The 26094-nt window shown below is 67.7% G+C and carries 22 protein-coding genes; 9 read left to right on the top strand and 13 right to left on the bottom strand.

Features of this window, described 5'->3' with window-relative positions; genetic code table 11:
• Window positions 1-222: 222 nt before the first annotated feature.
• From AAF604_19600 to AAF604_19590, 3 genes are read right to left on the bottom strand one after another with little or no spacing between them, the layout of a single operon-like run.
• Entirely contained in the window at window positions 223-993 is a 771-nt protein-coding gene (locus tag AAF604_19600) for a hypothetical protein (GenBank protein MEM7051881.1), read from the bottom strand.
• A gap of 46 nt (window positions 994-1039) precedes the next feature.
• On the bottom strand, window positions 1040-2272 hold the full coding sequence (locus tag AAF604_19595) for a peptidoglycan-binding protein (protein ID MEM7051880.1): 1233 nt from the start codon (window positions 2270-2272) through the stop codon (window positions 1040-1042).
• A gap of 33 nt (window positions 2273-2305) precedes the next feature.
• The gene (locus tag AAF604_19590; GenBank protein ID MEM7051879.1) at window positions 2306-3172 is read right to left on the bottom strand and encodes a hypothetical protein; all 867 of its coding nucleotides are present in this window, start codon (window positions 3170-3172) and stop codon (window positions 2306-2308) included.
• 241 nt (window positions 3173-3413) lie between these two features.
• On the opposite strand from AAF604_19590, the gene AAF604_19585 reads away from it, so the two are divergent.
• The 5 genes from AAF604_19585 to AAF604_19565 all read left to right on the top strand — a co-directional run bounded on the left by AAF604_19585 (window position 3414) and on the right by AAF604_19565 (window position 9335).
• The gene (locus tag AAF604_19585; protein MEM7051878.1) at window positions 3414-5201 is read left to right on the top strand and encodes a hypothetical protein; all 1788 of its coding nucleotides are present in this window, start codon (window positions 3414-3416) and stop codon (window positions 5199-5201) included.
• A gap of 127 nt (window positions 5202-5328) precedes the next feature.
• On the top strand, window positions 5329-6456 hold the full coding sequence (locus tag AAF604_19580) for a PEP-CTERM sorting domain-containing protein (protein MEM7051877.1): 1128 nt from the start codon (window positions 5329-5331) through the stop codon (window positions 6454-6456).
• Window positions 6457-6695: 239 nt separating this feature from the next.
• Entirely contained in the window at window positions 6696-7022 is a 327-nt protein-coding gene (locus AAF604_19575) for a type II toxin-antitoxin system ParD family antitoxin (protein MEM7051876.1), read from the top strand.
• Window positions 7019-7324 carry a type II toxin-antitoxin system RelE/ParE family toxin gene (locus AAF604_19570; GenBank protein ID MEM7051875.1) on the top strand — a complete coding sequence of 102 codons (306 nt, stop codon included), beginning with the start codon at window positions 7019-7021 and terminating at the stop codon, window positions 7322-7324. Before AAF604_19575 ends, AAF604_19570 begins: the two co-directional genes overlap by 4 nt.
• Before the next feature lie 133 nt (window positions 7325-7457).
• On the top strand, window positions 7458-9335 hold the full coding sequence (locus AAF604_19565) for a hypothetical protein (GenBank protein ID MEM7051874.1): 1878 nt from the start codon (window positions 7458-7460) through the stop codon (window positions 9333-9335).
• 255 nt (window positions 9336-9590) lie between these two features.
• On the opposite strand, the gene AAF604_19560 is transcribed toward AAF604_19565, so the two are convergent.
• Window positions 9591-10424, bottom strand: a complete 834-nt coding sequence (locus AAF604_19560) for an SDR family oxidoreductase (protein ID MEM7051873.1) — start codon at window positions 10422-10424, stop codon at window positions 9591-9593.
• A gap of 245 nt (window positions 10425-10669) precedes the next feature.
• Between AAF604_19560 and AAF604_19555 the strand changes: the two genes are divergently transcribed.
• Window positions 10670-12070, top strand: a complete 1401-nt coding sequence (locus AAF604_19555) for a class II fumarate hydratase (GenBank protein MEM7051872.1) — start codon at window positions 10670-10672, stop codon at window positions 12068-12070.
• Between the two features lie 13 nt (window positions 12071-12083).
• Here AAF604_19555 and AAF604_19550 read toward each other — a convergent pair whose 3' ends face one another.
• From AAF604_19550 to AAF604_19520, 7 genes are all read right to left on the bottom strand, one after another.
• Window positions 12084-12839: an EAL domain-containing protein gene (locus AAF604_19550; protein MEM7051871.1), complete on the bottom strand. Its 756-nt coding sequence runs from the start codon at window positions 12837-12839 to the stop codon at window positions 12084-12086.
• Between the two features lie 176 nt (window positions 12840-13015).
• Window positions 13016-13891, bottom strand: a complete 876-nt coding sequence (locus tag AAF604_19545; GenBank protein MEM7051870.1) for a serine/threonine-protein kinase — start codon at window positions 13889-13891, stop codon at window positions 13016-13018.
• An 83-nt stretch (window positions 13892-13974) separates the two neighbouring features.
• Entirely contained in the window at window positions 13975-14259 is a 285-nt protein-coding gene (locus AAF604_19540; GenBank protein MEM7051869.1) for a hypothetical protein, read from the bottom strand.
• Window positions 14260-14263: 4 nt separating this feature from the next.
• Window positions 14264-14545 carry a hypothetical protein gene (locus AAF604_19535; protein ID MEM7051868.1) on the bottom strand — a complete coding sequence of 94 codons (282 nt, stop codon included), beginning with the start codon at window positions 14543-14545 and terminating at the stop codon, window positions 14264-14266.
• A gap of 58 nt (window positions 14546-14603) precedes the next feature.
• Window positions 14604-17927 (bottom strand): CHAT domain-containing tetratricopeptide repeat protein, encoded by a 3324-nt coding sequence (locus tag AAF604_19530; GenBank protein MEM7051867.1) that lies wholly within the window; start codon window positions 17925-17927, stop codon window positions 14604-14606.
• Between the two features lie 142 nt (window positions 17928-18069).
• The gene (locus tag AAF604_19525; GenBank protein MEM7051866.1) at window positions 18070-19011 is read right to left on the bottom strand and encodes a zf-HC2 domain-containing protein; all 942 of its coding nucleotides are present in this window, start codon (window positions 19009-19011) and stop codon (window positions 18070-18072) included.
• A gap of 67 nt (window positions 19012-19078) precedes the next feature.
• Window positions 19079-19633: a hypothetical protein gene (locus AAF604_19520; GenBank protein ID MEM7051865.1), complete on the bottom strand. Its 555-nt coding sequence runs from the start codon at window positions 19631-19633 to the stop codon at window positions 19079-19081.
• Window positions 19634-19801: 168 nt separating this feature from the next.
• Here AAF604_19520 and dinB point away from each other — a divergent pair, with 168 nt between their 5' ends.
• From dinB to AAF604_19505, 3 genes are all read left to right on the top strand, one after another.
• Entirely contained in the window at window positions 19802-20878 is a 1077-nt protein-coding gene (dinB, locus tag AAF604_19515; protein MEM7051864.1) for a DNA polymerase IV, read from the top strand.
• Between the two features lie 122 nt (window positions 20879-21000).
• The gene (locus AAF604_19510) at window positions 21001-22125 is read left to right on the top strand and encodes an AI-2E family transporter (GenBank protein MEM7051863.1); all 1125 of its coding nucleotides are present in this window, start codon (window positions 21001-21003) and stop codon (window positions 22123-22125) included.
• Window positions 22126-22140: 15 nt separating this feature from the next.
• Complete coding sequence (locus AAF604_19505; GenBank protein ID MEM7051862.1) at window positions 22141-22524, top strand: S4 domain-containing protein; 384 nt, start codon at window positions 22141-22143, stop codon at window positions 22522-22524.
• A 743-nt stretch (window positions 22525-23267) separates the two neighbouring features.
• Here AAF604_19505 and AAF604_19500 read toward each other — a convergent pair.
• A complete protein-coding gene (locus AAF604_19500; GenBank protein MEM7051861.1) occupies window positions 23268-24563 on the bottom strand; it encodes a DUF1501 domain-containing protein in 1296 nt (431 codons plus the stop codon).
• 16 nt (window positions 24564-24579) lie between these two features.
• On the bottom strand, window positions 24580-26085 hold the full coding sequence (locus AAF604_19495) for a DUF1800 domain-containing protein (protein ID MEM7051860.1): 1506 nt from the start codon (window positions 26083-26085) through the stop codon (window positions 24580-24582).
• Window positions 26086-26094: the final 9 nt, after the last annotated feature.

Here is a 26094-nt window from a genome sequence, read left to right as displayed (position 1 = left end):
TTTTCAGCAGCCTGCTAGCAGGTTGCTGAAAAACTCGTCGGCAACCTGCTTCCGGGCCCGGAAGGGCCCGGCGGCGGCTCGGCCGCCGCGGCAGGAGAGGAGGCCCAAGAACCGCGCGTCTTGGGCCGGAGCGGGACGCGCAGTCAGGGGCGCGCAGCCCCTCTCGGAAAAAACAGCTAGCAGCGCTGGAAAAGTCGCGAAGCGGACTTTTTCAGCAGCCTGCTAGCAGCCTTTGGCGGGAAACCAGACGGTGGGATTGCCGGTCGCGTCGCGCCAGCGAATCCAGCCGACCGCCGTGCGTGGCTCCTGCTGTGGCGGATCCGGATCGCAGGCGATGGCCGGCCGGATGACCCGAACCTTCATCCAGGGGCCGCGCAGCTCGAGGGGATGGATATCGTGGCTGCCGCGAACGCGATCGACCACCGGACCGCCGGGAGAGGGATGGAGGGAGCCGGCCCTGGCGGAGCGGAAGTAGAGCGGATCCGGGTGCTGCAGCAGCAGGTCGCCATAGGGCTCGAGGACGAAGTGTTGGTCGAGATCCTGCCGGCGGGCCCAGGCGGTGCCATCGGCGAGCGGTGCCGGCTGCATCGGGCCGAACCGGAACCAGCCGTCGGCTCGCATTTCGAGCACCGGGATCGAGGCATAGCCGTAGGCGGTCGTGACGGTGGCCATCGCTATCGCCTCGTCGCTCGCCGTCGCCGGCTGCAGGCGGCCGCGCGATAGTGATCGCCAGGGCAGGCCGCCGGGCGCATTGTAGAGGGGCAGGTCGAGACGTTGGATCCAGCCGGCGCCGCTGTCCGGGTGCCGACTCCAGTCCCCTCGTTTCAGAAACGACAGGTCGGCGAGCCGCAAGTGGCCGACTCCGAGGGCGGCGGTGCTGTCCGTCGGGTCGAGGTTCCGGAGCTCGATGAAAGGTGCGCCATCGGAGGGTGGTGCGGCTGGCCAAGAGACCATCAGGATGAAGGCCAGCAGGAGAATCGGTCGCTTGATCATGAGTGTTCTCCCCCGGCCTCCGGGTGTCCGGAGGCCGGGAAGCTCCCTACGGGACGTTCGGGCTGATCACCTGATCGAGCTGTCCTTCGGCCCAAGCACCATCGGGACCGATGTGTGGCGGCGAGGCCTGCTCGGCGTATTCCTCGACGGCGAGCTGGTAGCCGGCCGGATCGTTGGCCTTGCTCTCCCAAGCGGCGCGTCCGGTGAGCAGATTGGGTGAGATGTCGACCCGACCGTAGTCTTCCGTGACCACCCAGGTGCGCAGGTCGACGTGGGCGCCGTACTGGCCATCGCCGCGACTGCCGGCGCCGCCCATTTGCGCCAGCACGTCCCCGGACTGCACTCGCTGGCCCACCTGCAGGCCGCTCTCGAAGCTCGCCAGATGGCCGTAGTGGACCATCACGGGATAGTCCCGGGTGACGCCGTCCTTTCCCGTCACCGGGTAGGTGAAGTCCGTTTCCACCACCACTCGCCGACCGTAGCCCTCGGCTCCGCTACCGCCAAAGACGGGATCCGTTTGGATCTGCCGTACGGTGCCGTTGAACCAGCTATGGACGTCGTAGTTGATGGTGTTGTCCGAGTGGCGGGCGATGTAGTCGATGCCGAGGTTCATGTTCGACGGCGGTCGACGCTCGACGGTGTTGGGAGCGTCGCTGAAGATTGCGAACTTCTCCGATTTTCCACCGTGACCCGAGGGCTCCATGAAAGCCCCGCTGATCTCGAGCCGCTGACCGGGTTCCCAGTAGCCGGAAACGGGGACCCGAACCTGCGGGTAGCCGAAGGCGGCACCGTTGGTCTGACCCTCCGGAATCACGCCGCGGAAGGGGTCCGTTGCCTGCTGTAGGGTTTGGGCGTCGAGGGGCTTGAACTGCCCATCGACGGGCAGGCCGTAGGCGGTCTGCAGGCCGCGCACCGCCTGGGTGACGCTGGGCCCATACTGGTCCGGGCCGACATTGCTGACCCGGAAACCGAAATCCTGCAGCTCACCGTGGAGCTCGAGGACTCCCGGCCCTTGGTCGCCGGGCCTCAGCTCGCCGCGGAAGTTGGCGACATCGTCGACGCCGCCGGCCGGCTGCCGACCCTGGGCGAGGATGAAGAGCGAATCTCCGGGCGCCTGAGTGAAGGTGTCGGCACCGGCCAGCACCAGATCGGTACCGCCGCTGGTGAGGCCGGCCGCGGCGTCGGTGTCGGAGGTGACACCTTCTCCGGTACCGACGAGGCGTTGCAGGGACTGGGGATCGAGTCCTTCGGCGTTGGTGCCGCTGAGGGGAGTTGCCATTGCTTGAACCTCCTTGTTTTTCGGCCAAGTCGGTCAGGGCGGGTGAGGAATGGATCGGCGACCGTTTTCGAAGTGTCGTCGCTGGGTTTCGCGCGCGATTTCGTCGCGTCGCCGGGCCGCCTGGTCGTCGGGGTCGCCTTCGAGACCGGCGAAAGGCTCGAACCGGCGCGTCGGGTCGGGTGCCTCGGAGCGCTCGTCGTCGGAGACGGCGGCGATCTCGGTTCGGCTCAGGCGATCGATCAGCTCCTGCATCTCCTCGACGCTGAGGAGCTGCAGCTCGCGGAAGGTCTGGCGCTGCAGGATGTGGGCGGCAGCGCGTCGCCACTGCAGGCGGCGGAAGGCGGCGTCGCCGGCGAGGCGGGTCAGGGACTCGCCCCAGCCATCGCGGAAGGAGTCGCCCTCGACGAGGTGACGGCGGGTCAGGTCGAGACCGACCTCGGGCTCGGTGTCGACAATGCGCTCGAGGAGCTGCAGGCGCTCCTCGCTTCCCAGGGCCTCTCGCGCCAGGTCGCGGAAGCCGGAAAGGAAGCGGCGCAGGAGGGGCTGGAGGTCGCCGCTGCCAAGGCTCCAGCGCAGCAGGCCAAGGGAGAAGCCCGCGCCCTCGCGGTCGGCGCTCACGGTGTCGAAGGCGGCGAGATCGGCGGGCGGTTCCTGGAAGCTCTGAACGATGCGGTAGGTGAGCTGGCCCAACACCGAGAGCCCGCGGCCGGTGGCCAGGCCCGGCGGCGGAGGGCTTGGTTGCCGCTGCACCAGCTCGGCGATCGAGACCGGCTGCTGAGTGCGTCCGGGGGCGGTCTCGAAATCGTCCAGCGACGCGGGCTTTCCCGCCGATAGGGGGTCTCCGGACGACGGCAGGGGAGGTGCCGGTCGGGAGATCGGAGAAGGGGGAATACGAGTCATATTATAGATATTTTACTATAAAAAACTATAAGAGGCAACTCAGTTGGGGAGTCTCTGAAACCCCCCTTGGTGCAGCGCGTACAGATGTCGTAGTACTGATATTCACGGCTCGCCCGCGAGGCGGCTGATCTTGAGCGCGGTTCGACCGCGCCTTTCGATGGAAGGGCTGGTCACGTCTTCGGTCTCTCGAAAAGTGTCGTTCCAAATTCTCGCAATGGCTGGACTCCAAAGGAGAATGACCTTGAGATTGAAGTACCCCACAGCATTGAGCCTGATGGCTTCCCTGGCGGTCGCACCCCTGGCTTGGGGGTCACACAATCACTCTGGACCCAATCTCACCCTCGACGTCGCCGATCTGGTGGCCGGCGTCGATCCCCTGATCCGCGTTTCCGGTGCTGCCGGACCGACCACCTTCGGTCAGCTCGGAACGCCCGTCGCCGGTGGCTTCGATATCGATGGCGACGGTCATACGGACTATGCCGTCGGTCACATGACCACCACCAACGGTCCCGACCGAGTGTTCGCCGGCGAGGTTCAGCTGGTCTTCGGTGATGGCACCACCCGCGGCGACATCGATCTCGCGGTACCGCAGCCCCGGGTGCTGCGGATTCTCGGTGACGGCTTCTTCGAGGCCACCGGCAGCGAGATCTGGATGGGGGACATCACCGGCGACGGCCTCGGCGAGCTGCTGATCTGCCGTCAGAACTTCAATCCTGGCGACCGTCTCGGGGCCGGCGCGCTGACCGTGATCGTGGGTAGCCCCGAAGTTCGCAACCTTGCGGCCGGGGGTGGCGTCCTCGACCTGCGCTCGCCGCCGGCCGGCGTCGAGGTGTTGACCTTCGTCGGCGCCGCCGCCAACGATCGCCTCGGCATCTGGGTGCGCACCGGCGACGTCGACGGCGACGGCATCGATGAGTTGGTGGTGGCGGCGGACCAGGAGTCGATTCCCGGCGAGACCTTCCGCGGTGCCGTTTACGTGGTGCGCGGTGGCGATCATCTGGCGCAGTCCGGAACCATCGACCTGGCGGACTTCGGCAGCACTTCCTTGGCCGGCAATCTGGCCCGCATCACGCCGCCGGCCGGTGCCGACGATTTCCATTTCGGATCGACCCTGCAGCTCGGTGATCTCGATCGCAACGGTCGCGCCGAGATCTTCATCGCCGCCGCTCTCAACCGCGCCGGCGCGGTGCTGAGCGGCGACGGCAACTTCAGCGGCGACGCCGTCGGCGGTCCGCCGGGCGGTCGGCTGTGGATTCTCTGGGACGATTCCTTTCCCTACGGCGGTTCCTGGCCGGCGGGCTTCACGATCGATCTCAGCTCACCTCCGCGGTCGCTCACCACCCTGAGCGGTGGCGTCCAGAACGTCTCCTTCGGTGAGGAGGTCCTCGGTGGCCTCGACTACAACGGCGACCGTCGGCCCGACCTCTTCATCGGCGATCTGGTGGGGGACGGCACGGCGGCCCAGGACCGGCCCGTTTCCGGGGTGGGGTATGTGCTCTACACGGCCCGTCGCTTGAAGGGCAAGACCTTCAACATCGACGATCTACCGCGACGTTTCCGGATGACCAAGATCCTCGGTCCGGTGGCCGGGGCGATCGGCTCGGACACGGTGGCGCACGGTGATTTCGATGGTGATGGCCTCGCCGATATCGCGATCGGCAACCCCCATGACAACCCGCAGGATCGCTTTCACGCCGGCTCCATGCACATCCTCTTCGGGCGCTACTTCCGCTGGCCGCGCCTGATCGATACCGCCCCCGGTAAGTTGCCCCCCTGGTGGCGAGCTCGCATCACGCTGGTGGAAGGCGCCCGCGGGGGCCTGCCCAATCCCGACGGTACCTTCCCGCCGCCGGACGACGGCGACACCCTCTGCTACAGCGCCGCCGCCGGCGATGTCGATGGCGATGGCCGCACCGACATCATCACCAACGAGATGATCGGCAACGGGGTCGATCCGGCGGCGATCGATGTCGGCAACCTGGTGATTTTCGATGGCGGTCTGGTGACCGCTCCGCGTTGGCCCTGGTAGCGGCGAACGCTCTTCGTTGGGAGGACGGCCGGCCCCTCAGGGGCCGGCCTTTTTCGTGGTTGCGGCGCCGAAAGCTTTCGCCTGGCAGAGGACACCGGTGGTAGAACAGGCGCGAAAGGAGACAACCATGCGTACCCTGTCGATCGTTCTGGGGCTTCTCGTCTTGATGGTGGGCTGCCGTCAGCCGGCGCCGGATCTCGAGGGCGACTTGCCGACCGAGGAGATCCGGCCGGGACCGGTGAAGTTCATTCCCTTGGGGGTGCTGGGGGATCCCGCGACGGAGACCAGCCAAGCCTTCGCCGTCTCCGAGGACGGTCGTTTCGTGGTGGGCTCGAACTTCGTCGAGAACGGTCCTCAGGAGGCCTTTCGGTGGAGTGCCGAGAGCGGCATGATCGGTCTCGGCTTCGTCCCCGATCTCACCGGCAGCGGCGCCAACGGGGTGTCTTCGGACGGCTCGGTGGTGGTCGGTATCAGCTTCTCCCGAGCCGGCGAGACGGCCTTCCGTTGGACCTCATCGAGCGGCATGCAGATGCTGCCCCAGGGCGGCGATCCGGTGGTGCCTTCCTTTGCCCTCGATGTCTCCGCCGACGGCGGCAGCATCGTGGGAGCGGCCAACACGGCGACCGGTCATCACGCCTTTCTGTGGACCGCGGCGGCGGGCTTTCGCGACCTTGGGGTGATCTCCGGCTCGACCGGCACCAGCGAAGGGCAGAGCGTCTCCGGAGATGGCTCCGTGGTGGTGGGAATCAGCACCGATGCCAGCCAGCAGGACTTCGCCTTTCGCTGGACCGCCGCCCAGGGCATGGTGGCGCTGCAGCCGCTGCCGGGTGCGACCGATGGCAGCAATGGCGGTGGGGTTTCGGTCGATGGCACGGTGGCCGTCGGCAACAGCAACTTCAGCACCTCCCAGGGCCTGCTGCCGCGGGCCACCCTGTGGGGTAGCGATGGCTCGCCGGTCGATCTCGGCACTCTGCCAGGCGGCGGCGCCAGCCAGGCGACGGCGGTCTCGGCCGATGGCGCGCGGGTGGTGGGCTTCGCCTCCAACGCCAGCGGCGACGGCGAGGCCTTCGTGTGGGATGCGGAGAACGGCCTGCGGCGGCTGTGGGATGTGTTGGCCCAGGCCGGTGCCGGCAAGGGCTTGGTGGGATGGTCCCTCACCAGTGCCGCCGACATCACTCCCGACGGCCACACCATCGTCGGCGTCGGCACCAACCCGAAGGGCCGACAGGAGGCCTGGCTGGCGGCAATTCCTTAGAAGAGGGGTGCTGTTCCAGCCCCCCTCGGCCTGCGCGGCCCGGCCGCACGCACATGTCGTGCGGCCTCACCCCCGAGGACAACGCATCGCGTTGCGCGCCCTCGGTTCGGAGGGCGCGGTCGAATCGAGACTGCTTTCGCTTCGCTGGATCTTCTGGAGTGGTCTTCGAGTGTAATTGTGTCGTTTATTGACACAGGTGCTGATTCGTGGCACTTTGAGGTATGGCACAAAGACAGACCATGAACGTGTCGCTGCCCGAAGCGCAGGAGCAGTTCGTGCGGACGCAGGTCACTACGGGCCGGTATCGGACCGCGAGCGAGGTCGTGCGCGATGGGCTTCGCATGCTGCAAGAGGCTGAACACCGCCGGCTGGTCGAGAAGTGGATTTACGAGGATCTGAGCGACGAGGAGCTGGCGCTGCTGCCCGACGAGTTGAAGCAGCGCACGCGGGATTACTTCCAGGGTCTCGTTGACGAGGCGATAGAGGACGTCAAAGCGGGCCGGGTCGTCGACGGGCCTCGTGCCTTGGCCCGCATGCGGGAGGAGCTGCGGGCGCGGCCTGAATGAAGCGCTATCTCCTCACAGAAACGGCTGAGGGCGAGCTGGAGGAGATCCTATTCTTCATCGCTGAGCGGGACGGCCGAGGCCGTGCCGAACGTGTCCTTGTGCGCCTTCTCGATGCATTTGATCACCTGACATCTTCCCCTGGCATCGGCCATCGCAAGCGGCGACTCACCGGCGGCACCTTGCGATGGTGGCCGGTCTATCGCTTCCTGATCCTCTACGACCCAGAGGCCGAGCCGCTGACCGTGATGCGGATCCTTCACTCGTCCCGCGACCTGGACCAAATCTTCAGCGGCGAGCCCTGACTTCGACCCCCTGAGGGCAGGGGGCCCGGCAGACGCTGCCCGCGGCCGGTCGCACTCGCGTGAACTCCCGAAGGCCGTCGGAGGGTGGCGTAGAATGGCGCTACTCAGGCGCTACATACTCGGGAGATTCATCATGAAGAAGCCGCTGGTCATCCTCCTGACTCTCGTACTCCTCGGGCTGGCTCTGCCGGTGCTGGCAGGCCTTGCCCGGGGCCCGGCATTGATCATCGATGTCGCCCAGCTCACCGCCGGCGTCGACCCCATGATTCGCGTTTCCGGTGCTCCCGGGGCGACCACTACCGGCCGTCTCGGCACGCCGGTGGCGGGGGGCTTCGACGTCGATGGCGATGGCTTCGGTGACTACGCCGTCGGTCACATGACGACCACCGTCGGGGCGCGACCCTTCGCCGGTGAGGTCGAGCTGGTGTTCGGCGACGGCACCACCAGCCTGGCCGTCGATCTGGCGGCCCCGCAGGGTCGGGTGCTGCGCATTCAGGGGGATGGTGCTCACGAGGCCGCCGGTTCCGAGGTCTGGATGGGCGACGTCACCGGCGATGGTCTCGGCGATCTCCTGGTCTGTCGCCAGAACTTCAACCCCGGGGGCCGCGTCGGTGCCGGCAGCGTCACCGTGCTGGTGGGCGGGCCGGCCTTGCGCAACCTCGCCGCCAGCGGCCGGCCGCTCGATCTGCGAGATCCGCCGCCGGGGGTGCCGATCGTCACCTTCTACGGCGCCGCCGCCAACGATCGTCTCGGCATCTGGACCCGCACCGGCGATATCGACGGCGACGGCATCGACGAACTGGTGATGGCGGCGGATCAGGAATCGATCCCGGGGGAGCGCTTCCGCGGCGCCGTGTACGTGGTGCGCGGCGGGCCACACCTGGCGAACGGCGCGAGGATCGACCTCGGCGCCGTCGCCGGCTCGCCGGTGGCCGGCCAGGTGGCCAAGATCGTGCCGCCGCGCGGTGCCGCCGACTTCCATTTCGGGGCCACGCTGCAGCTCGGTGACCTCGACGGCAACGGCCGCGCCGAGCTTTTCGTCGCCGCCGCCCTCAACCGGGCCGGAGCCATCTTGAGTCCCGACGGTCAGTTCTCCGGCGACGCCCAGGGCGGCCCCCCGGGGGGGCGCCTGTGGGTGATCTGGGACGACAGCTTTCCGGCTTCGGCGCCCTGGCCGGCCGATCTGCTGATCGACCTGGCGACGCCGCCGGCCTCGCTCACCACCCTGAACGGTGGACGCAACAACGTCTCCTTCGGCGAGGAGGTGCTCGGTGGCCTCGACTATGACGACGATGGCCGCGGCGACCTCTTCATCGGCGATTTGGTTGGCGACGCCAGCGGCAGTCGCCCGGTTTCCGGCGTCGGCTACGTGCTGTACCGCGCCGAGCGGCTCAAGGGGCGCACCCACTCGATCGACGATCTGCCGAGCTGGCAGCGCAAAGTCACCATTCTGGGCCCGGTCGCCGGAGCCATCGGCTCCGACACGGTGGCCCATGGGGACTTCAACGGCGACGGCATCAGCGACCTGATGATCGGCAATCCGCACGACAATCCGCAGGGCCGCTTCCATGCCGGCAGCATGCACGTCATCTTCGGCAAGCGTGGCCGCTGGCCGAAGACCATCGACACGGCCGAGGGTCGACTGCCGCCGTCCCACTGGGTGCGCGTCACCCTGATCGAAGGCGCCAAAGGCGGGATTCAGGCGTCGGGCCAGGGGCCCTCACCGGACGAAGGCGACACCCTCTGCTACAGCGCCGCCGCCGGCGACGTCGATGGCGACGGGCGCACCGACATCATCACCAACGAAATGATCGGCAACGGCGTGGCGCCAAACGCCATCGACGTCGGCAATCTGGTGATCTTCGACGGCGCCATGATCTCGGCGCCGAGGCCTCGCGGCCACCGCCGCGGCATCCCGGAGACCAACGCGCCGCGCGGCGACGGCCCCGACGGGCCGATCTTCCCGATCCGCCCGGGCCGCGGAATCGAAGGGTTGCTCGACGGAGGTTAGGCGGCGGCAGAGCCGCCGAGGACGGGGCCGCCCTGGATTGGGGTGCCTGGCCGGCCGCGAGGCGCACGGCATGTGCGTCGCCGGGCCGCGCAGGCTCGAGGGGACTGTTCAGCCCTCGGTCATCCAACCGCAGCGAGCAGGCCGCCTGCTAGATGAGCAGACGGCTCCCGAGCGCGAAGTCGCGAGGCGGCGGCATAGCCGCCGAGGATGGGGGTGAGAGCGAACGACATGTGCGTTCGCTCGAGGGGGGCGCCTTTAGCCCCCCTGGGACCTGAGCGCTTCGAGCGCCATGGCCGTGAAGATGCCCGATCCGGGGAGATTCTGACCGCCGTCGGCGACTACCCGCGTGCCGGTGATGTAGTCGGCCAGAGGCGAGGCCAGGAAGACGGCGAGCTGTCCGATGTCGTCGACGGTGCCGTAGCGCTGCAGCGGGACGGCGGCCTTGAAGCGCTGGTGGAAGCCGGCGTCCGTCGGGGCCAGCTTGCGCATGCCCTCGGTGCCCTCGATGGGGCCCGGGGCGATGCTGTTGGAGCGGATTCCGAAGCGCCCCCATTCGAGGGCGAGGTTCTGCATCAGGTTGTCGATTCCCGCCTTGGCGGCACCGGCGTGGGTCTGCGCCCAGTAGGGCACGAAGGCCTGTCCGGCAGAGATGAACAGGATGTTGCCGGCGCTCTTCTTGAGCTGCTCGAAGGCCGCCCGGCTGGCGTTGAAGCTGCCCAGCAGATCGATGTCGATCACCACCTTGAAGCCGTTGGCGGTGAGCTCCTCGGCCGGCGCCAGGAAGTTGCCGGCGGCGCCACAGACCAAGGTGTGGATCGGCCCCAGGGCTTGCTCGGTCTGCTCGAAGGCGCTCGCCAAGGCATCGTAGTCGCGGACGTCGGCGACCGCCGTGAAGACTTCGGCACCGAGCCCTTCGAGATCGCGCCGGGCGGCGTCGAGACGGCTCTCGGTGCGGCCGCAGATGGCGAGCTTGGCGCCCACGGCGGCGAAGTTGCGGGCGATCCCGAGGTTGATGCCGCTGCCACCACCGGTGACGAAAACGGTCTTGTCGGCAAACAGGCGGGGGGAGAAATAATCGGTGATCTTCATGGCCGGGCCCTCATGGAAATCTGCAGAGGCCGAGACCCTATCACCGCCATCTCGAGGTCCCCGCGGCTGCCCGCCCGGGATTGCATCGCGGCTCGCCGGACGGTGGCGAGATCGTCCCGTCGAGAGCGGCGAAGGCGCTCTCCTCCGGGCCTCCCGAAGCTGGATTTCGGCGCTGCCAACGGCGCGGGTCTATGAGAGGATTTGAGGGTGAATCGGCCCATGGTGGAGCCGGAGGAGAGATGGCGATGAGCGAGACCCGAATCGAAAAAGACAGCCTGGGTGAAGTCGAAGTTCCGGCCCGGGGTTACTACGGCGCCCAGACCGAGCGGGCGCGGCAGAACTTCCCGGTCAGCGGCCTGCGGTTCCCGCGCCGGTTCATCGCGGCGATGGGGTGGATCAAGCGCGAGGCGGCGCGCGCCAACGCCGATCTCGAGATCTTGCCGGCGGAGCTCTCGGCGGCGGTGGTCGAGGCGGCGGACGAAGTGATCGCCGGCAAGCTCGATGGCGATTTCCCCCTCGACATCTTCCAGACCGGTTCCGGCACCTCGACCAACATGAACACCAACGAGGTGATCTCGAATCGCGCCATCGAGATTCTCGGCGGTATCTTGGGGAGCAAGAGCCCGGTCCACCCCAACGATCACGTCAATGCCGGCCAGTCGAGCAACGACACCATCCCGACGGCGATTCACATCGCCGCCTACGGTGCGGTGGTGGAGGATCTCGAGCCGGCCCTCGAGGCCCTCGCTTCGTCGCTGGAGCGCAAGGCTGCCCAGCTCGACGACGTGGTCAAGATCGGCCGTACCCATCTGCAGGATGCGGTGCCGGTGCGCCTCGGTCAGGAGTTCGGCAGCTTCGCGCAGCAGATCCGCTACGGCCTGGCGCGGGTGGCGTCGGCCAAGCCGCGCCTCGCCGAGCTCGCCTTGGGAGGCACCGCCGTCGGCACCGGGCTGAATGCCCCGGAGGGTTTCGCCGACACCGTCATCGGCGCCATCGCAGAAGGCACCGGCCATCCCTTCGTCCCCGCTCCGAATCGCTTCGAGGCCCTCGCCGCCAAGGATGCCGCGGTCGAGATGTCGGGAGTTCTGCGCACCCTCGCCGTTTCCCTGACCAAGATCGCCAACGACATCCGCTGGCTGGCGTCGGGGCCGCGCTGTGGCATCGGTGAGATCGAGATCCCGAGCCTGCAGCCGGGCAGCTCGATCATGCCGGGCAAGGTCAATCCGGTGATTCCGGAGTCGGTGTTGATGGTGGCGGCCCAGGTGATCGGCAACGACGCCACTGTCGGCGTGGCCGGTATGAGCGGTGTCTTCGAGCTCAACGTCATGATGCCGGTGATCGCCTACAACCTGCTGCAGTCGATCGAGATCACCGCCAACGCCTCGCGTCTGCTGGCGGAGCGTTGCGTCGACGGCATCGAGGCTCGCCGCGAGCGCGCCGCCGAGCTGGTCGAGAAATCCCTCGCCATGGTCACTTCCTTGGCGCCGCGCATCGGCTACGACGCCGCCGCCGAGATCGCCAAGGAGTCCTGGAAGACCGGACGCACCGTGCGCGAGTTGGTGCAGGAAAAGGGCTTGCTGCCGGACGACGAGCTCGAAAAGGCTCTCGACGCCTACGCCATGACCGAGGGCGGCCTGACCAGCTAGGGGATGCCGTCCGCTAGAGGGAGGCGGGCCAGGTGGCTTCGGGCAGCGGCAGGCCCGGGCGGGCGAGCAGGAAGCCCTGCACGAAGTCGACCCGTGCCGACTCGACGGCGGCGAGCTCTTCCACCGTCTCGATCCCTTCGGCGACCACCTGGGCTCCCATCTCCTTGCACAGGCGGACGATCGAGCGCACCAGCCGGAAGAGGCGGGACCCTTCCCGCAGACCGGCCACTAGCTGGCGATCGAGCTTGACGATGTCCGGCGACAGATCCGAGATGTAGCGCAGGTTCGAGTAGCCGGCACCGAAGTCGTCGACCGCCAGGTTGACCCGCTTCTTGCGGATCTCGGAAATCACCCCGTAGCACTGCTCGAAATAGATCAGCGGCGCAGACTCGGTGATTTCGAGGAAGACCTGGTGACGATGCCAGAACAGGGGGTCGTCCGGTCGCACCAGCCAGCCCTCGTCGAACTCGTTGGGATTGACGTTGAGGAACAGCGGCCAGCCGGTGCAGGTCTTGGTCGCCTGAATGCGGTGCAGCCGACCGAGCTCGCCGACCCGACCGGCCCGCACGGCGACCTCGTAGAGATGCTGCGGCCCCTGAAAAATCGGGAAGGGCGAGCGCGCCAGCGCCTCGTAGGCGTAGACCTTGCGAGTCCGGATATCGACGATCGGCTGAAATGCGATGCGCAGCAGCTTGCCGTCGATGACGCGATGCAGGGCCTCGATCTCGTCGTGGTGGCTGCTAGGGCCGGAAATAGGCTCAGATGTCATGGCAAGAAGAGATGAATCCATCAAATGACGGGAATCCATACATTGGAAATCATAGCAGAGCCCTTTGGCCACATCTGCACCCGGCTCACCGGCCTTGGGCGCGCCGGGAGAGCGCTGGTGGCGCTGGGGAAAGAGGAGGCGAGGTCCGGGCCTCGCCGGCGGTGAAAGCCCGGCTCTCAGGCCGCGATCGAGGCGTCGTCCAGGGCGCCGGCGATCTGAGCGGCACTCTGGAAACGCTCTTCGGGAGCTTTCGCCAGGCAACGCTCGACGATCTGGCAGAGGCTCTTGGGCAGCTCCGGGGCGAAGCTGGCGAGGGGCGGTGGGGGCTGATGGACGGCGCGGTCGCGAATCGCCTCGGCGGTTTCGCCGCGGAACGGTTGGCGGCCGGAGAAAAGCTGGTAGAGGGTCGCGCCGAGGCCGTAGACGTCGGTGCGCTCGTCGATCGCCAGGAAGTCGCCGCGGGCTTGCTCTGGGGCCATGAAGGGGGCCGTGCCCGCGACGTGATGGGGGCGGCGGGCGGCGCGGTCGATGGCGACGCCGAAGTCGATCAGGCAAGGCGTCCCGCAGGGGCGGATCACGACGTTGCTGGGATTGAGATCGCAATGCAGGACACCGCTGCGGTGGCAGGCGTCAACGGCCCGGCAGAGCTCGCGGCCCAGGCTCACCTTGGTGGCCAGCTCGAGCCGTGGGCGTGCCTGGCGCAGGGTCGGACCATCGATCAGCTCCATGGCGAAAAACGGCGGCTGGCTGTCGGTGGCGACCTCGAAGACGGTCGGCGCCCAAGGGCTGCCCACCCGCGACTGCAGGCGGGCTTCTTCGCGACAATCGCAGCCGGCGCCGAAGAGGCGCTTGAGGGCGACGGTGCGCCGCAGAACCGGGTCCCAGGCTCGATAGACCTTGCCCATGCCGCCTTCGCCGATCAGCTCGAGACCGCGGTAGCGCAGGGGCGCGGGTTCTTGGTCCCGGACGAGCGGCGCCGTCGGCCGGCGCCAGGGCACCGGAAACGCTTCCGTCTTGGGGAGCGTTGCAGAGGGATGGGCTAAGAGGGACACGATCTCGACCTTTCAGTCGAGAGTGTCGTGGCGCGGCAAAGTATTTCAGGGCCGACGGAAAAAAGCTCCGCCGACCCTGGCGATCAGTCGCAGTCGGCGTTGATCTTGACCTTCCATTTGCCGGCCGTGGCGCACAAGACCACCTTGGCGTTGGCCTCGTTGGCTTGTAGAGGGCGCGATTTGGCGTGCTTGCTGTTGTCCCGAAAGACCACCGTCCACGGGGGGCGACAGCCGGGGACGAAGGTGGCGCTGCCGCCTGGTTTGAGGTTGCCGGTCACCTGACAGTTCTCGAGCTCGTCGTCGGGGTCTCCTCCCCCGCCGGTCTGCTCGAAGTCGACCGGGTCGGTCGTGCCGTTGTCGACTCGCATTGCCCTAGCTGACCGAAACGGTCCAGTCGCTGTTCAAGGTCACGGTGGCACTGGCGTTCGAGAACGGCGCCGACGTGGCCGTCTGGCTCTTGTTGTTGGAGTTCTCGAAGCTCACCGTGTAGTTCGGTTTGCCGGCCGGGGTGAAGCTCTCGTCATCCCCCGACTGACCGGAAGGATTGAGATGGCCGGACTTGCTCTGCTTGCTGTCGGCGGGGTCCTGGGGATCACCGCCGCCACCAGTCTGTTCGAAGTCCACCGGGTCGGTCGTACCGTTGTCTACTCTCATCGTGATCTCCTCGATTGCATGGAGGGATAGGCCCGCGAGGGCCTCGAAACGACGGGCGTCATCGCCACTCGCCGTGAAAAACGAACGGGGCCCAGTAGTAGGGCGAGGACCACTTCTCGGAGCTCCACAGAGAGACCTGGGCGGCGCGCAGGGCTTCCGCCGGAGGGAGGTTCTTCTGCAGCATGCCGGCGTAGAAGCGCTCCATCAGCTTGGCGGTGGCGCGATCCTGGACCTTCCACAGGCTGGCGACCACTCGTGGTGCGCCGGCATACATGAAGCCGCGGGTCAGGCCGATCAGCCCCTCGCCCTGGATCTGACGGCCGAGGGCGGTCTCGCAGGCGGAGAGGGTCACCAGATCGGCGTTGAGCTCGAGGTTGTAGATGTCGTGCAGCCGCAAGAATCCCTCGCGCTCTTCGCCCTGGTCGTCGAACAGTGACAGCACCAGTCCTGAGAGGGCCGGGTAGTCGGTGTTGAGGACGCCATGGGTGGCAAAGTGCACCAGCCGGTAGTCGCTCAGCGCACCGTCGACGGCGAGCTCCCGGCGGGCCGCGAAGTCGAGCGCTTCGAGGCGCGATTCCGGCGGCACCATGGCGGCGATGGTGCGGGCTTCCTGGCGCGAAAAATAGAGGCGGCGGAAATCGAGACTATCGTCCGGCGTCGAGCGCAAGGCTTCGGCGGCCGCCAGCTTGGCCTGGCGCACCCGGCGATCCTCCCGCCGGAACACCGGATCGGCGACGATGGCGAGCTCGCCGCCCGGTGCCTGTCGTCGCGCTGCCTCGCTGCGCAGAATGGCGAGAACCGAAGCCGAAGGCAGATTCGCCAGGATGTGATCGGCGACCATCGGACGACCGTTGCCGCCCGGGGCCGGCAAGGCGGCGAAGGGGATGTACTGCAGCGCCCCCGGCGCGACGATCACCACTCGCCCCCCGGTGAGGCGGTTGGCGGCCGGTCCCAGGAGGTCCGCCGACAAGCTGCCGGCGACGGTTTCGAAATCATCTTCGGCTGCTGCCAGGCGCTCCTGCCGTTGCTGGGCAGTCTCGCCCTGGCGCGAGACGTTGGCGGCCGTCAACAGCTCGTAGAGGCGGCGCGCCGCCTGCTCGATCTTGGCCCGCGGTGGCAGCCGGTGGCTTTCGACGCTGTCGTCCGTCAGCACCCAGAGGAAGCTGCGCTTTTCACCCAGGCTGTAGTGCAGCAGGGTGGTGTTCGAATCGAGCAGGTCCTGCAGGGCGCCGACGCCGAGCGGTGCCGGGCGAGTCAAGGCGGCGTAGCGAGGGCTGGTGCTGCGGATCCGTTCTTCGACCGCCCGGTGCTCACTGCGCAGATCCTGAATCTGTTGCAGGAGGTTCGCGACGACGGTCTCGTCGGCGCCTTCACCGAGGCGCGCCACCCGCTGTCGCTCGCGTTCGTTGAGGGCCGCGCGCAGCGCCGCCTCCCGTTCGAGCAGCGCGGGCTCGACGCCCTGTCGGATGCGGCCATGGACCTCGGTGAGGGCATCGAGGAGGGTGCGCGCTCGGCCACGCTCGCTGGCTTCGAGGGCGGTGAGCTGATGGCCGGCCCGCGGTTCGGCCTGATGAAGCTCCATCAGCAGGTCGATGTAGGTCTCGGCATAGTCCCCCTTGGCCGCCAGGAAGGAGGCGCGCAGGTCGTGCACCGCCACCTGCGTGCGCAGGTCGTCGATGGTCTCGAGGGCCGCCACCAGATGACGGCGGGCATCCTCGAGCTGACCGAGGCGGCGCTCCGCCAGGGACAGCTCGAAGAGCGCTCCGGCGCGGCTGCTGTGGAACTCGAGCGCGCTCCAGGTTTCGAGGGCACGGTGGAAGGCGGGTAGCGACTCGGCGAGCTGACCGCCATCGCGCAGCGCCTCGCCGAGTCGACGTTGGGCCTCGGCTTTGACGATGCGGTCATCCATCTCGGCGGTCAGCGCCACCGTCTCCCGGGCGAGCTGCAGCGCCTGGTCCGATTGTCCGAGCTCCGAGTGGGCCATGCTCAGGTTGATCAGGGCGAAGGCCCGCCGGCGCGGTTCGCCGAGCTCTTGCGCCAGGGCCAGGCCGCGTTCGAGATAGCCGAGGGCGACTTCGGCCTGGTCGTCGGCGAGGTAGGCCCAGCCGATGTTGGCGACCGCCTTGGCTTCGATACGGCGATCGCCGAGCTTCTGGGCGAGGTCGAGGGCGTCGCGGTAGTAGATGATCGCCTCGGCGCTCTCCCCGAGGCTCTTGTGCAGGGTGCCCATGTTGTTGAGGGCGTAGGCTTCGGCACGGCGGTTGTCGAGCTCGCGGGCGAGCTCCAAGACCTGGCCGTAGAGGTCCAGGGAGCGGCGCAGGCGGCCGAGGGAGCTCGAGATCGCCACCAGGTTGTTGAGGGCGCCGGCTTCGGCCAGTCGATCCTCGGTCTGGCGGGAGAGCTCGAGAGCCTGTTCAAAAGCGGCGACGGCGGCCTGGGCTTCGCCCTGGCGCTGCAGGACCCGGCCGAGATTGTTGAGGGTGCGACCTTCGCCGCGTCGATCACCGACCTGGCGGCGCAGCTTCAAGGAGTCTTCGAACAGGCGCCGAGCCTGGGCGAGATCGCCGAGCTCGATGTGGATGCCGGCCAAGCTGTTGAGGGCGGCGGCTTCGTTGCGCTGGTCGCCGAGGGCGCGGAACAGCTCGGCGGCGCGCCCCGAGGATTCGAGGGCTTCCTGGCTGTTGCCGAGGCGGCGGTTGGCGGCTCCCAGGCTGTTGAGCACCTGGGCTTCCTGTTGACGATTGCCGAGGCTGCGCCAGAGGGGCAGGGCGCGGCGGTAGAAGGGAGCTTCTTCGGCCGCTTCGCCGAGGGAGCGGTGAACGTTGCCGATGAAGGTCAGGGTTTCCGCCTGCCGTGCGACGTCTTCTAGGGTCTGCCAGTGAGGGAGTGCTTCGTGAAACAGCGCGATGGCACGGCGCCGGGCTTCGCCGCCGCTCGCCCAGGAAGCGAGGGCTTCGCCCTGCAGGCGTTCGCCCAGCACTCGCGTGTGGTCCGCAGGCCGGGGCGGTCGGTGCTCGATCAGCTCGAGGCGGTAGCGCCCCGCAGGCTCGTCCTCGTAGGGAGCCTTGATCACCACCTCGTAGGGGCCGGCCTCGGGGATCAGCGCATGGAGATGCTCGGGGCCGCGATTGCCGTGGGGGCTGTCGGCATGGGCGAGGGGCTCACCGGCGGCGTCGACCAGATCGACCACCAGGTCGATGCCGATCTGCTCCACTCGCAGGTGGAGGTAGCGGTCCGCTTCCGAGGTCAGCGCGTAGCGATGCTCTTGGCCACCTGCGAGTGGCTGTTCGATGACGGCCGTACCGATGGCCTCGGCAAGCAGCGCCGAGGAGAGAAGCATCGCGGTCGCCAACCAGACGAGGATCCGAGCGGTGCGCTTCATCTCCCCCCAAGAGAATCCGCCCCATGGCGAAGAAAAGACTTCCGAAGTACTGGCAGGATTCTAACCCTGCCCGTGGGGCGGGCCAAGGCGAGCGACGGCGGGCTTCGCCGCGGGGCTTTGGCCGCGCCTCTCGTCCGTCGGCTCAGGGGCCGCTGACGGAGAATTCGTAGGAGCCCAGCAGCTCCGGTTCTGCAGCGCCCTGGCGGCCGTGGAGCAAGACTTCGTGGAGACCGTTCCCGAAGGCCGAGGCGGGCACCTCGAGAGTGACCGCGGTTCCTGCCTCGCCGGATTTGCCGCTGAGGTCGGCTCGGCTCCACAGCTCACGCCCGTCGGGGCCGTAGAGCAGGGCGACATAGGCGGAGTAGGACTCCTCGGAGCCGATTTCGAGAGTCAGGTCGACGACCTCGGTGGCCGCCGGAACGGCCAGGTCGCGGGGTCCGGTGGCGGAGCGCAGTGCTGCTGCCAGCACGAAGCTGGCGCGGCGTGGCGGTCGCGGCGAGCGGCGCTTGGCGAGCTCGAGCTCCGAGGTCAGCTCCTCGAGGCGCTGATTGGCGTTGCTCAGATCCTCCTCGAGCTGCTTGCGTGCCGTCTCGTGGTCACCGGAACGCTCGCTGTCGGCGCGCCGCTGGGCCTCGAGGGACTGCTGCGTCGCGATCAGCTCTTGGCGTTCGGCTTCGAGGCCGGCGATGCGCTCACCGAGCTGACGATTGTCCTGCCACAGAACGCCACCGACGACCAGCATGAGAGCCGCCGCTGCGGCCAACAGCGGTGCCGCCCAGCGCCGGAAGCGCTGCGCCCCGCCGATCACCCGTCCGCCGGACTCGGCGTTGGCAACCGCCTGCAAGGCGCTGGCGAAGGCCAGCCGCTGGCGCTGCTCCGGGGTGGTCAGCAAGTGGGCCTCGACGGCCTGCCGGCGCTCCGCCGTGAGCTCGTCGGCGGCGTAGGCGTCGAGCAGCTCTTCTTCGGCGATGGCCATCGCCTCGACGAGCTCGCCATCGGCCAGTAGGCGGTTTTCGAGGGTGTCCCTCTCGGCTTCCGAGAGACCGCCCAATAGGTAGCGTTCTAGTTGGTTCTGTTCGTTCATCCGTCGCTTCTCCGGGTCCGCCCTCCGTGGGCTTCTATGGAGAGGTGTCGAATTGTTGAAATACGTTTCACGAAGCGGCGGCTCTTTCTTTGACGCAGCTCTCGAGGCGGCTCCGCAAGCGGTGAATTCGGATTCGCAGGGCGTTGATCTGAATCCCCAGCTCGCCGGCGAGACGCTTGCGGTGCCGGATGCGTTGGCCCTTCTCGCCCTGGTTGTACTCGATCATCAGGCGGCGGTTCTCGGGTGTCATCTGGTCGAGGCATTGACGCAGCCAGTCCATGCGCGGGTCTTCCGAGTCTTCGGGCACGGCCTCCGGGGTCTGGCGCACCTCTTCCATCATGGTGCGCTCGCGCTTCTGGCGGCGCAGAATCTCCTTGAACACCAAGTGGGCGACGCCGCAGAAGTAGCGGAAGGGATCCTCGGAGCGAATCTCGACGCCGGAGGCGAGCTTGAGGGCGACGCGGTTGATGGTCTCGTCCGCCAGCTCTTCCGGATCGAGCGAGCCGCGCCACTGGAAGAGCCGGATCAGACGCTGCCGAATCTCCTCGTAACGGCGCCCCGCCGACTGTTCGTCCGGACCCAGATAGCCCATCAGACTGTCGAAGGCCTTGTCGGTGAGCATCATCTCCTCGCGGCGCGGCCAGCTACGGGGCGGCGATTCTCTTCGGGCTTGGAAGGCACGAAGGTGTCCTCAGGAACTTCAGCGCAGACGGCAACGAAAAACTCAGCCCCGGAGGGCTTCAGGGAACCAGAGCCTAGATTCTACTCTGCCCGCGATAGGGTGGGGGAGATGGCCAGCGATCGCGTCCGCCGCATTCTGCACTGCGACATGGATTGCTTCTATGCCGCGGTGCACATGCGCGACGATCCGGCCCTCGTCGGTCTGCCGGTGGCGATCGGTGGCGATCCCTCCGGCCGTGGCGTGGTGGCCGCCGCCAGCTATGAGATTCGGCGCTTCGGGGTGCGCTCGGCGATGCCGGCGGCGCGCGCCCTCAGGCTCTGTCCCCAGGCGGTTTTCATCCGCCCCGATTTCCCCCGCTACCGCCGCGAGTCGGAGAAGATCTTCGAGATCTTCCGCTCCTTCTCGCCAGTGGTGCAGGGGGTCTCCATCGACGAGGCTTACCTCGACGTCAGCGATCACCTCGGCGAGCTGCGAAGCGCGACGGCGGTGGCGCGGGAAATTCGTCGTCGGGTGCAGGAGGAGCGGCGCTTGACCGTTTCGGTCGGTGTCGGGCCTAACAAGCTGGTCGCCAAGATCGCCTCCGATCACGACAAGCCGGACGGCCTGACGGTGGTGCGGCCGCAGGAGGTGATGGCGTTTCTGGCGCCGCTTTCGGTACGGCGCCTGCACGGTGTCGGGCCGGCCACTGCCAAGTCCCTGGAAGGCCTCGGCGTGAAGACCATCGCCGAGCTGCGAGGGCTGCCCCAGGAGCTCCTGGAGGCGCGCTTCGGGCGCTGGGGCGAGGGCTTGTGGAATTCCGCCCGCGGGATCGATCACCGTCCGGTGACCACCCATCGCGAGCGCAAGAGCCTGAGCAGCGAGAACACCTATGCGGAAGACCTCCGCACCCATGACGAGATGGATCGCGAAATCGGCCGGTTGGCGGAGCGGGTCGCCGCCGGCCTCGAGAAGCGCGATCTGATGGCCTCGACCTTGACCTTGAAGGTGCGCTACGGCGATTTCACCACCATCACTCGGTCGCGCACCCTGCTGACCCCGTCCCGGACGGTGGAAACGCTCGCCTGGCACGGCCGCGATCTGCTGCGCAAGACCGACGCCGGGGCGCGCTCGGTACGCCTGCTCGGCCTCGGCGCGGCGAAGCTCTGGCCGGGCGGTCAGGTGCAGCTCTCGCTGTTCGAGAGCTGAGCTCTTCACCGGCCTGGGCGATGCGACGTCCAGGAATCTGTGCGGTCCTTCGGTCGTAGGAAACTCAGCGGTGAGTTACGATCGCGCCACGCAAGTTCCGCATCCTGGAGGGAGGAATGCCCATGCCGTTCTCGCTCAGTGAGCGCCAGCAGGCGGCCGTCGCCAGTGCCGTCACCATCCTGGCAGCTCTCGTCATCCTGGCCGCCGTCTCTGGCCTCTTCTGGCTCCTCGGCGCTTTTGTGCAGCGATTCTCGGGAGTGCTGCTGCCGCTCGCCGTGGCCGGGGTGGCGGCGTTGGTTTTCAACCCCTATTTCGAGTGGCTGCGGTCGCGCATGCCGGCATCCATCGCGGTGGCGCTGGTGTTTCTCTCGATTCTGCTGCCGGTGGGCGCCTTCCTGTGGAAGTTCGGCTCGCTGCTGGTCGACCAGATCTCGGATTTGGTGGCGCAGTTCCCGGACTGGTGGGCGGCCCAGCTCGAGTCGATCAAGCGCCGGGTGCCGCGGATCGCCCAGTTCTTCAATGAGAATCCCTGGGGTCAGCGGATCAAGGAAGCCGCCGAGAGTCAGCAGTCGACCCTGATGGAAGGGGTGCAGATCTTCGGTGGCAAGGCCCTCGACATCGGCGGCGTGTTGGTGCGCGGCGTCGGCACGCTGTTGGGCTGGGCGGTGCTGCCAGTTTACTTCGCCTTTTTTCTGATGGCGGAGTCGAAGTCCGTCGGTCGGCTGGAAGACTACCTGCCCTTCCTCAAGGAGGAGACGCGGCGCGATCTGGTCTACCTGGTCGAGGAGTTCGTGTCGATCATCGTGGCCTTTTTCCGCGGCCAGCTGGTGATCGCCTTTCTCCAGGGCCTGCTGTTCGCGGTCGGCTTCAGCGCGGTGGGCCTGCGCTACGGTTTCGTGCTCGGCTTGGCGCTGGGCTTCCTCAACGTGATTCCCTACCTCGGCAGCATCGTCGGCCTGGGGATCGCGCTCCCCTTGGCGCTGTTCCAGGAAGGCGGGGGTTGGTTGCTCTTGGGTCTGGTGATCGCCGTCTTCACCATCGTCCAGATGATCGAGGGCTATTTGTTGACGCCCCGCATCATGGGGGAGCGCACCGGGCTTCATCCCCTCGCCATCATCGTCGCGGTGTTTTTCTGGGGCTCGGCGCTGGGCGGCATCATGGGCATGATCTTGGCGATTCCGTTGACCGCGTTCTTGGTGGTGTTCTGGCGTTTGCTGCGCGAGAAGTACATTCGCGAGCTGGTCTGACCTGCGCTTGCTGCCATGGCGGTTCGCATCGATAAGTGGCTGCAGGTGGCGCGTCTGTTCAAGACGCGCAGTCAGGCGACCCGTGCCTGCACGCTGGGCCGGGTGCGTATCGAGGGGGACAAGGTGAAGCCGCATCGGGCGCTGAAGGTGGGTGACCGCTTGGAGGTGGATAAGGGGGACTGGACGCGCATCGTGGTGGTGAAGACACTGGCCGATAAGCCGGTGGCGAAGGCGCTGGCGCGCGAGCTCTATGAGGACCACAGTCCGCCACCGCCGCCGCGCGATTCGCTGGAGCGCTTGATGCAGAAGCCGGCGGTGCGGCGTGAGAAGGGGGCGGGGCGGCCGACGAAGCGGGATCGCAGGCAGGTGGATCGCTGGCGGCGTCTTTCGGAGGAGTGAAACTGCGCTTGCGGGGCTTCTTCTGAAGCGGGCCGCCGGCCGCGGGTCCCGTCGGCTGCGCTCGGTGCTCGGAACTCGCGCGTCTGTTGGTGGCTTCGCAGGCCTTGGTCGGACTTTCTAGGACAGTTGGCTTCGGGGAGGTTGTGAGCGCTCAAACATCTGCGCTCCGTGCTCGCTCGACGGCCCCCTCGGCTGGTGATTGAGGAAGGCTGGGGGCCCTCCAGAGCTTGGGACTGAGGCGGTCCGGGAGTTTCTGCGCGGCTGGGCCGCCGTCCGCGGGTCCCGTCGGCTGTGCGCGGTGCTCGGAACTCGCGCGTCTTTTGGTGGCTTCGGAGAGTCAATTCGATTGCTGGGTGGTCACGGCTTCGAGTCCGTTATGTGAGCTCAGACATCTGCGCTCCGTGCTCGCTCGCCGGGCCCACGGCCGGCTCCTGGGATGCTGGCTCAGGACGGCGGATGGCTTGGGAGCTGCGCGGTCGGGGCCGCCGGCCGTGGATTCATCGGCTGCGCTCGGTGCTCGGAACTCGCGCGTCTGTTGGTGGCTTCGCAGGCCTTGGTCGGACTTTCTAGGACAGTTGGTTTCGGGGAGGTTCTGAGCGCTCAGACATCTGCGCTCCGTGCTCGCTCGATGGATCCTCGGCCGGCTCCGTGGTGGACTCCTTGGCTGATTCGCTTGGTTTGGTCGGCGAGCCTCGTTGACCGGGTGTTATTTGGAGGTGCCGGCCGGCTGGGGAGATGGGAGCTCAGGTGAAGATGCCGAGGTCTTTTGGGGTGTAGGTGGGGTCGTCGAAGACGGTTCGGTGGTCGTTGTTGCCGAGGCGTTTTCTGAGCATTTCGGTGTAGATGTCGCGGTAGTCGGTGGTGACCTGGAGGTCTTGGCCTTCGTAGAGCTGGTCGGGCTCGAGGCCGGGCCAGTTGCTGTAAATCTGGCCGCCGCGGACGCCGGCGCCGAGGGCGAAGAGGGCGCCGCCGTGGCCGTGGTCGGTGCCGCGGCTGCCGTTTTCGGCGGCGTTGCGACCGAACTCGGAGATGGCGACCAGGCTGACGCGGTCGAAGCCGTCGGCGGTGAGGTCGCGGTGGAAGGCGGCGAGGCCCTGGCCGAAGGTGGTCATGAGCTGGGCGAGGTCGCCTTCGGTGGTGCCCTGCATTTCGTGGGTGTCCCAGCCACCGAGGTCGATGGAGATGGCCTCGACCCCCACCTCGGCCTTGATCAGCGCTGCGGAGGAGCGCAGGGAGAGGCCGAACTCGTTTTCCGGATAGACGGCGCTGCCGGCCGGACGGTAGCCGGCGAAGTCGATGCGCTCGAGGAGGTCGACGGTGCGGAAGGTGTTTTCGGCGGAGCTGCGGAGCAGCTCCGGAGCCTCTGTGTACATCGCCGCCAGGGCCTGTCGGCGTTCGGCGATTTCGCCGGCTCCGCCATCGAAGCCGTAGTCCCCGAGGTCGTCGATCGGCACCGTCCGGGGGCCGCCGACGAGGGTTCGTGGGACGCCGTAGCCGATCGCGACGGCGCGCAGCACGGCGTCGCGCTGGCTGGGGGCGGTGGCGGCGAGGTGGCGGCCGAGCCAGCCGGTGACGCGGTTGGCAGGGGCATCCCCCTGGCCGACCTCGACGAAGTGCATGGCGTCGAAGTGGGAGCGGCTGGAGTTTTCCAGGCCGCAGGCGTGGACGATCGCCAGGTCGCCGCCGCGGTAGGCCTCGAGCAGGGGGCGCAGGGCCGGTGGGAGGCCGAAGAAGCCGTCGAGGTCGATCACCGCGGCGGGTCCCGTTCTCGGCACCGCCAGGTTGGGGCGCAGGCGATGGTAGGCGGCTTCGCCGTGGGGTACACACAGGGAGAGACCGTCGGCGCCGCCGCGCAGGAAGACCGAGACCACGACATCGCGAGCGCTGTTCTCGGAATCCGCAAAAACCGTTCTCGGCAACCAGGAGGGCTGCGCCAGGCTGGTCGCCAGGCCGGCCATGGCGGTGCCGCCGAAGCGCAGGAATTGGCGGCGCGATACGCGGCGGTACTCGCCGCAACCTTTGCAGTCGTGAGAGCTCATGGGGTGGCCTCCGGGGTCAGTAGTGTTGGAACTCCGGTGCTGCCAGCACCAGGCCGGCGGCGGCTCGCAGGCGGTCTTCGGTCACTGGCCAGCGGGCCAGGAAGGCGGTCACCGCCTGTGCCGTGGTCTGGGTCATGGTGCCGTTCAGGAGCAGGCGGTCGAGGGCGTCGACGAGGGCCGCTGGGGCGGCGTCGGTGGCCAAGAAGGAGAGGTCCACGGCGAGGCCCGATTCCGGGCCGAGCAGGGCGCGGGTGGTGAAGTTCCAGCGCGGCAGCACCAGCCCGGACCAGTAGCCGGCACTGTCCGGATAGCCGTTTGGCGGTGCCCAGTTGAAGGGCAGATGGCCGGCGGAGAGGATGGCGACGAGGAGGGGAAAGGGATCGACCACCTTCGCCGCCAGGGCGCGCAGGGTCGAAACCACCAGGTGGAAGGGGCGCTTGAGCTTGGGAGTCGCCGATGCCGCCTCGAACCAGGAGAGGGCCGAGCGCACCATCGCCCGAATGTCGCCGCCGGTGCTGCGGTAGACCCGCGCCATGCGCTCGACGCTGGTGCCGTCGGGCTCGTAGCCCCACAGGTAGCGCAGCAGCTTGCGGCCGACGAAGCGCCCGGTCTCCGGGTGAGCCAGCAGCAGGTCGATCACCTGCTCCGCATCGGCGGCGCCGCGCCCGCCCGGAAAGGCGACTCCGAGGACCGTCTTGGGATCGCTGTCGTGGTACTCCGGGAAGAAGCGGAAACGGCCGAAGGTCGGTCCGCTGTCGTAGTGGTCGAAGGCCCAGCCGGTGAAGCAGCGGGCGACCTCGCGGACGTCCTGTTGGCTGTAGCCGCCATCGACGCCGACGGTGTGGAGCTCCATCAGCTCGCGGGCGTAGTTCTCGTTGGGGTGACCTTTGACGTTCGAGTCGTTGGTCAGGTAGTCGAGCATGGCGGCACTCTTGGTGCTGGCGCGCAGCAGATCGGGAAACTTGCCGAGGGCGTGGCGGCGGATGACGTCGCGATCGTCGGTGGGTTTGAGCCACACTCCGAAGTCGCTCAGGATGTCGATGTTGAAGTGGTCCGTCCAGAAGATCGCCATCCGCTCGAAGAGCTGGCGCGGGCTGTAGACAGCGCGGTAGAGGGCCGCCAGGATGAGCTCGAAGAAGGGCACGTTCTCCTGGCCGTTGAAGGCCGCCAGCCGTTCCCAGGGCGTCATGGTGAGGGTCGGGAAGGCGGCTTCGAGGGCGGCCTCGAGACCGAAGTCGTCGATTTCCTCGGGATGGAGCTGGGCTTCCAAAAAGTCTTCGTAGCCGAGGCTGTCGGCCTGGCTCTGAAGCCCGGCGTTCCAACCCAGGGTGATGCGGTCGAGGAGGCGATGCTGCGGGTTGCGAGCACCGTGGCGGCTGGCGGTCTGGGCCCCGGCGGCGGCCTGCTGGTTTTGGCGAAGGGCGTTGCGCAGCCGAGTCGGCAGGACCGGCAGCCGGGCCGGGCGGGAGGTCGGGGGCAGCGGGCGGCGGCTGCCGAAGAACGCCATCGAGGAGGTTCTCATGGCGACGTT

The organism is Acidobacteriota bacterium (assembly GCA_039028635.1).
GTDB lineage: Bacteria > Acidobacteriota > Thermoanaerobaculia > Multivoradales > JBCCEF01 > JBCCEF01.
Note: the sequence above shows the minus strand (reverse complement) of the source record. Positions and strands in the feature narration are given on the sequence as shown.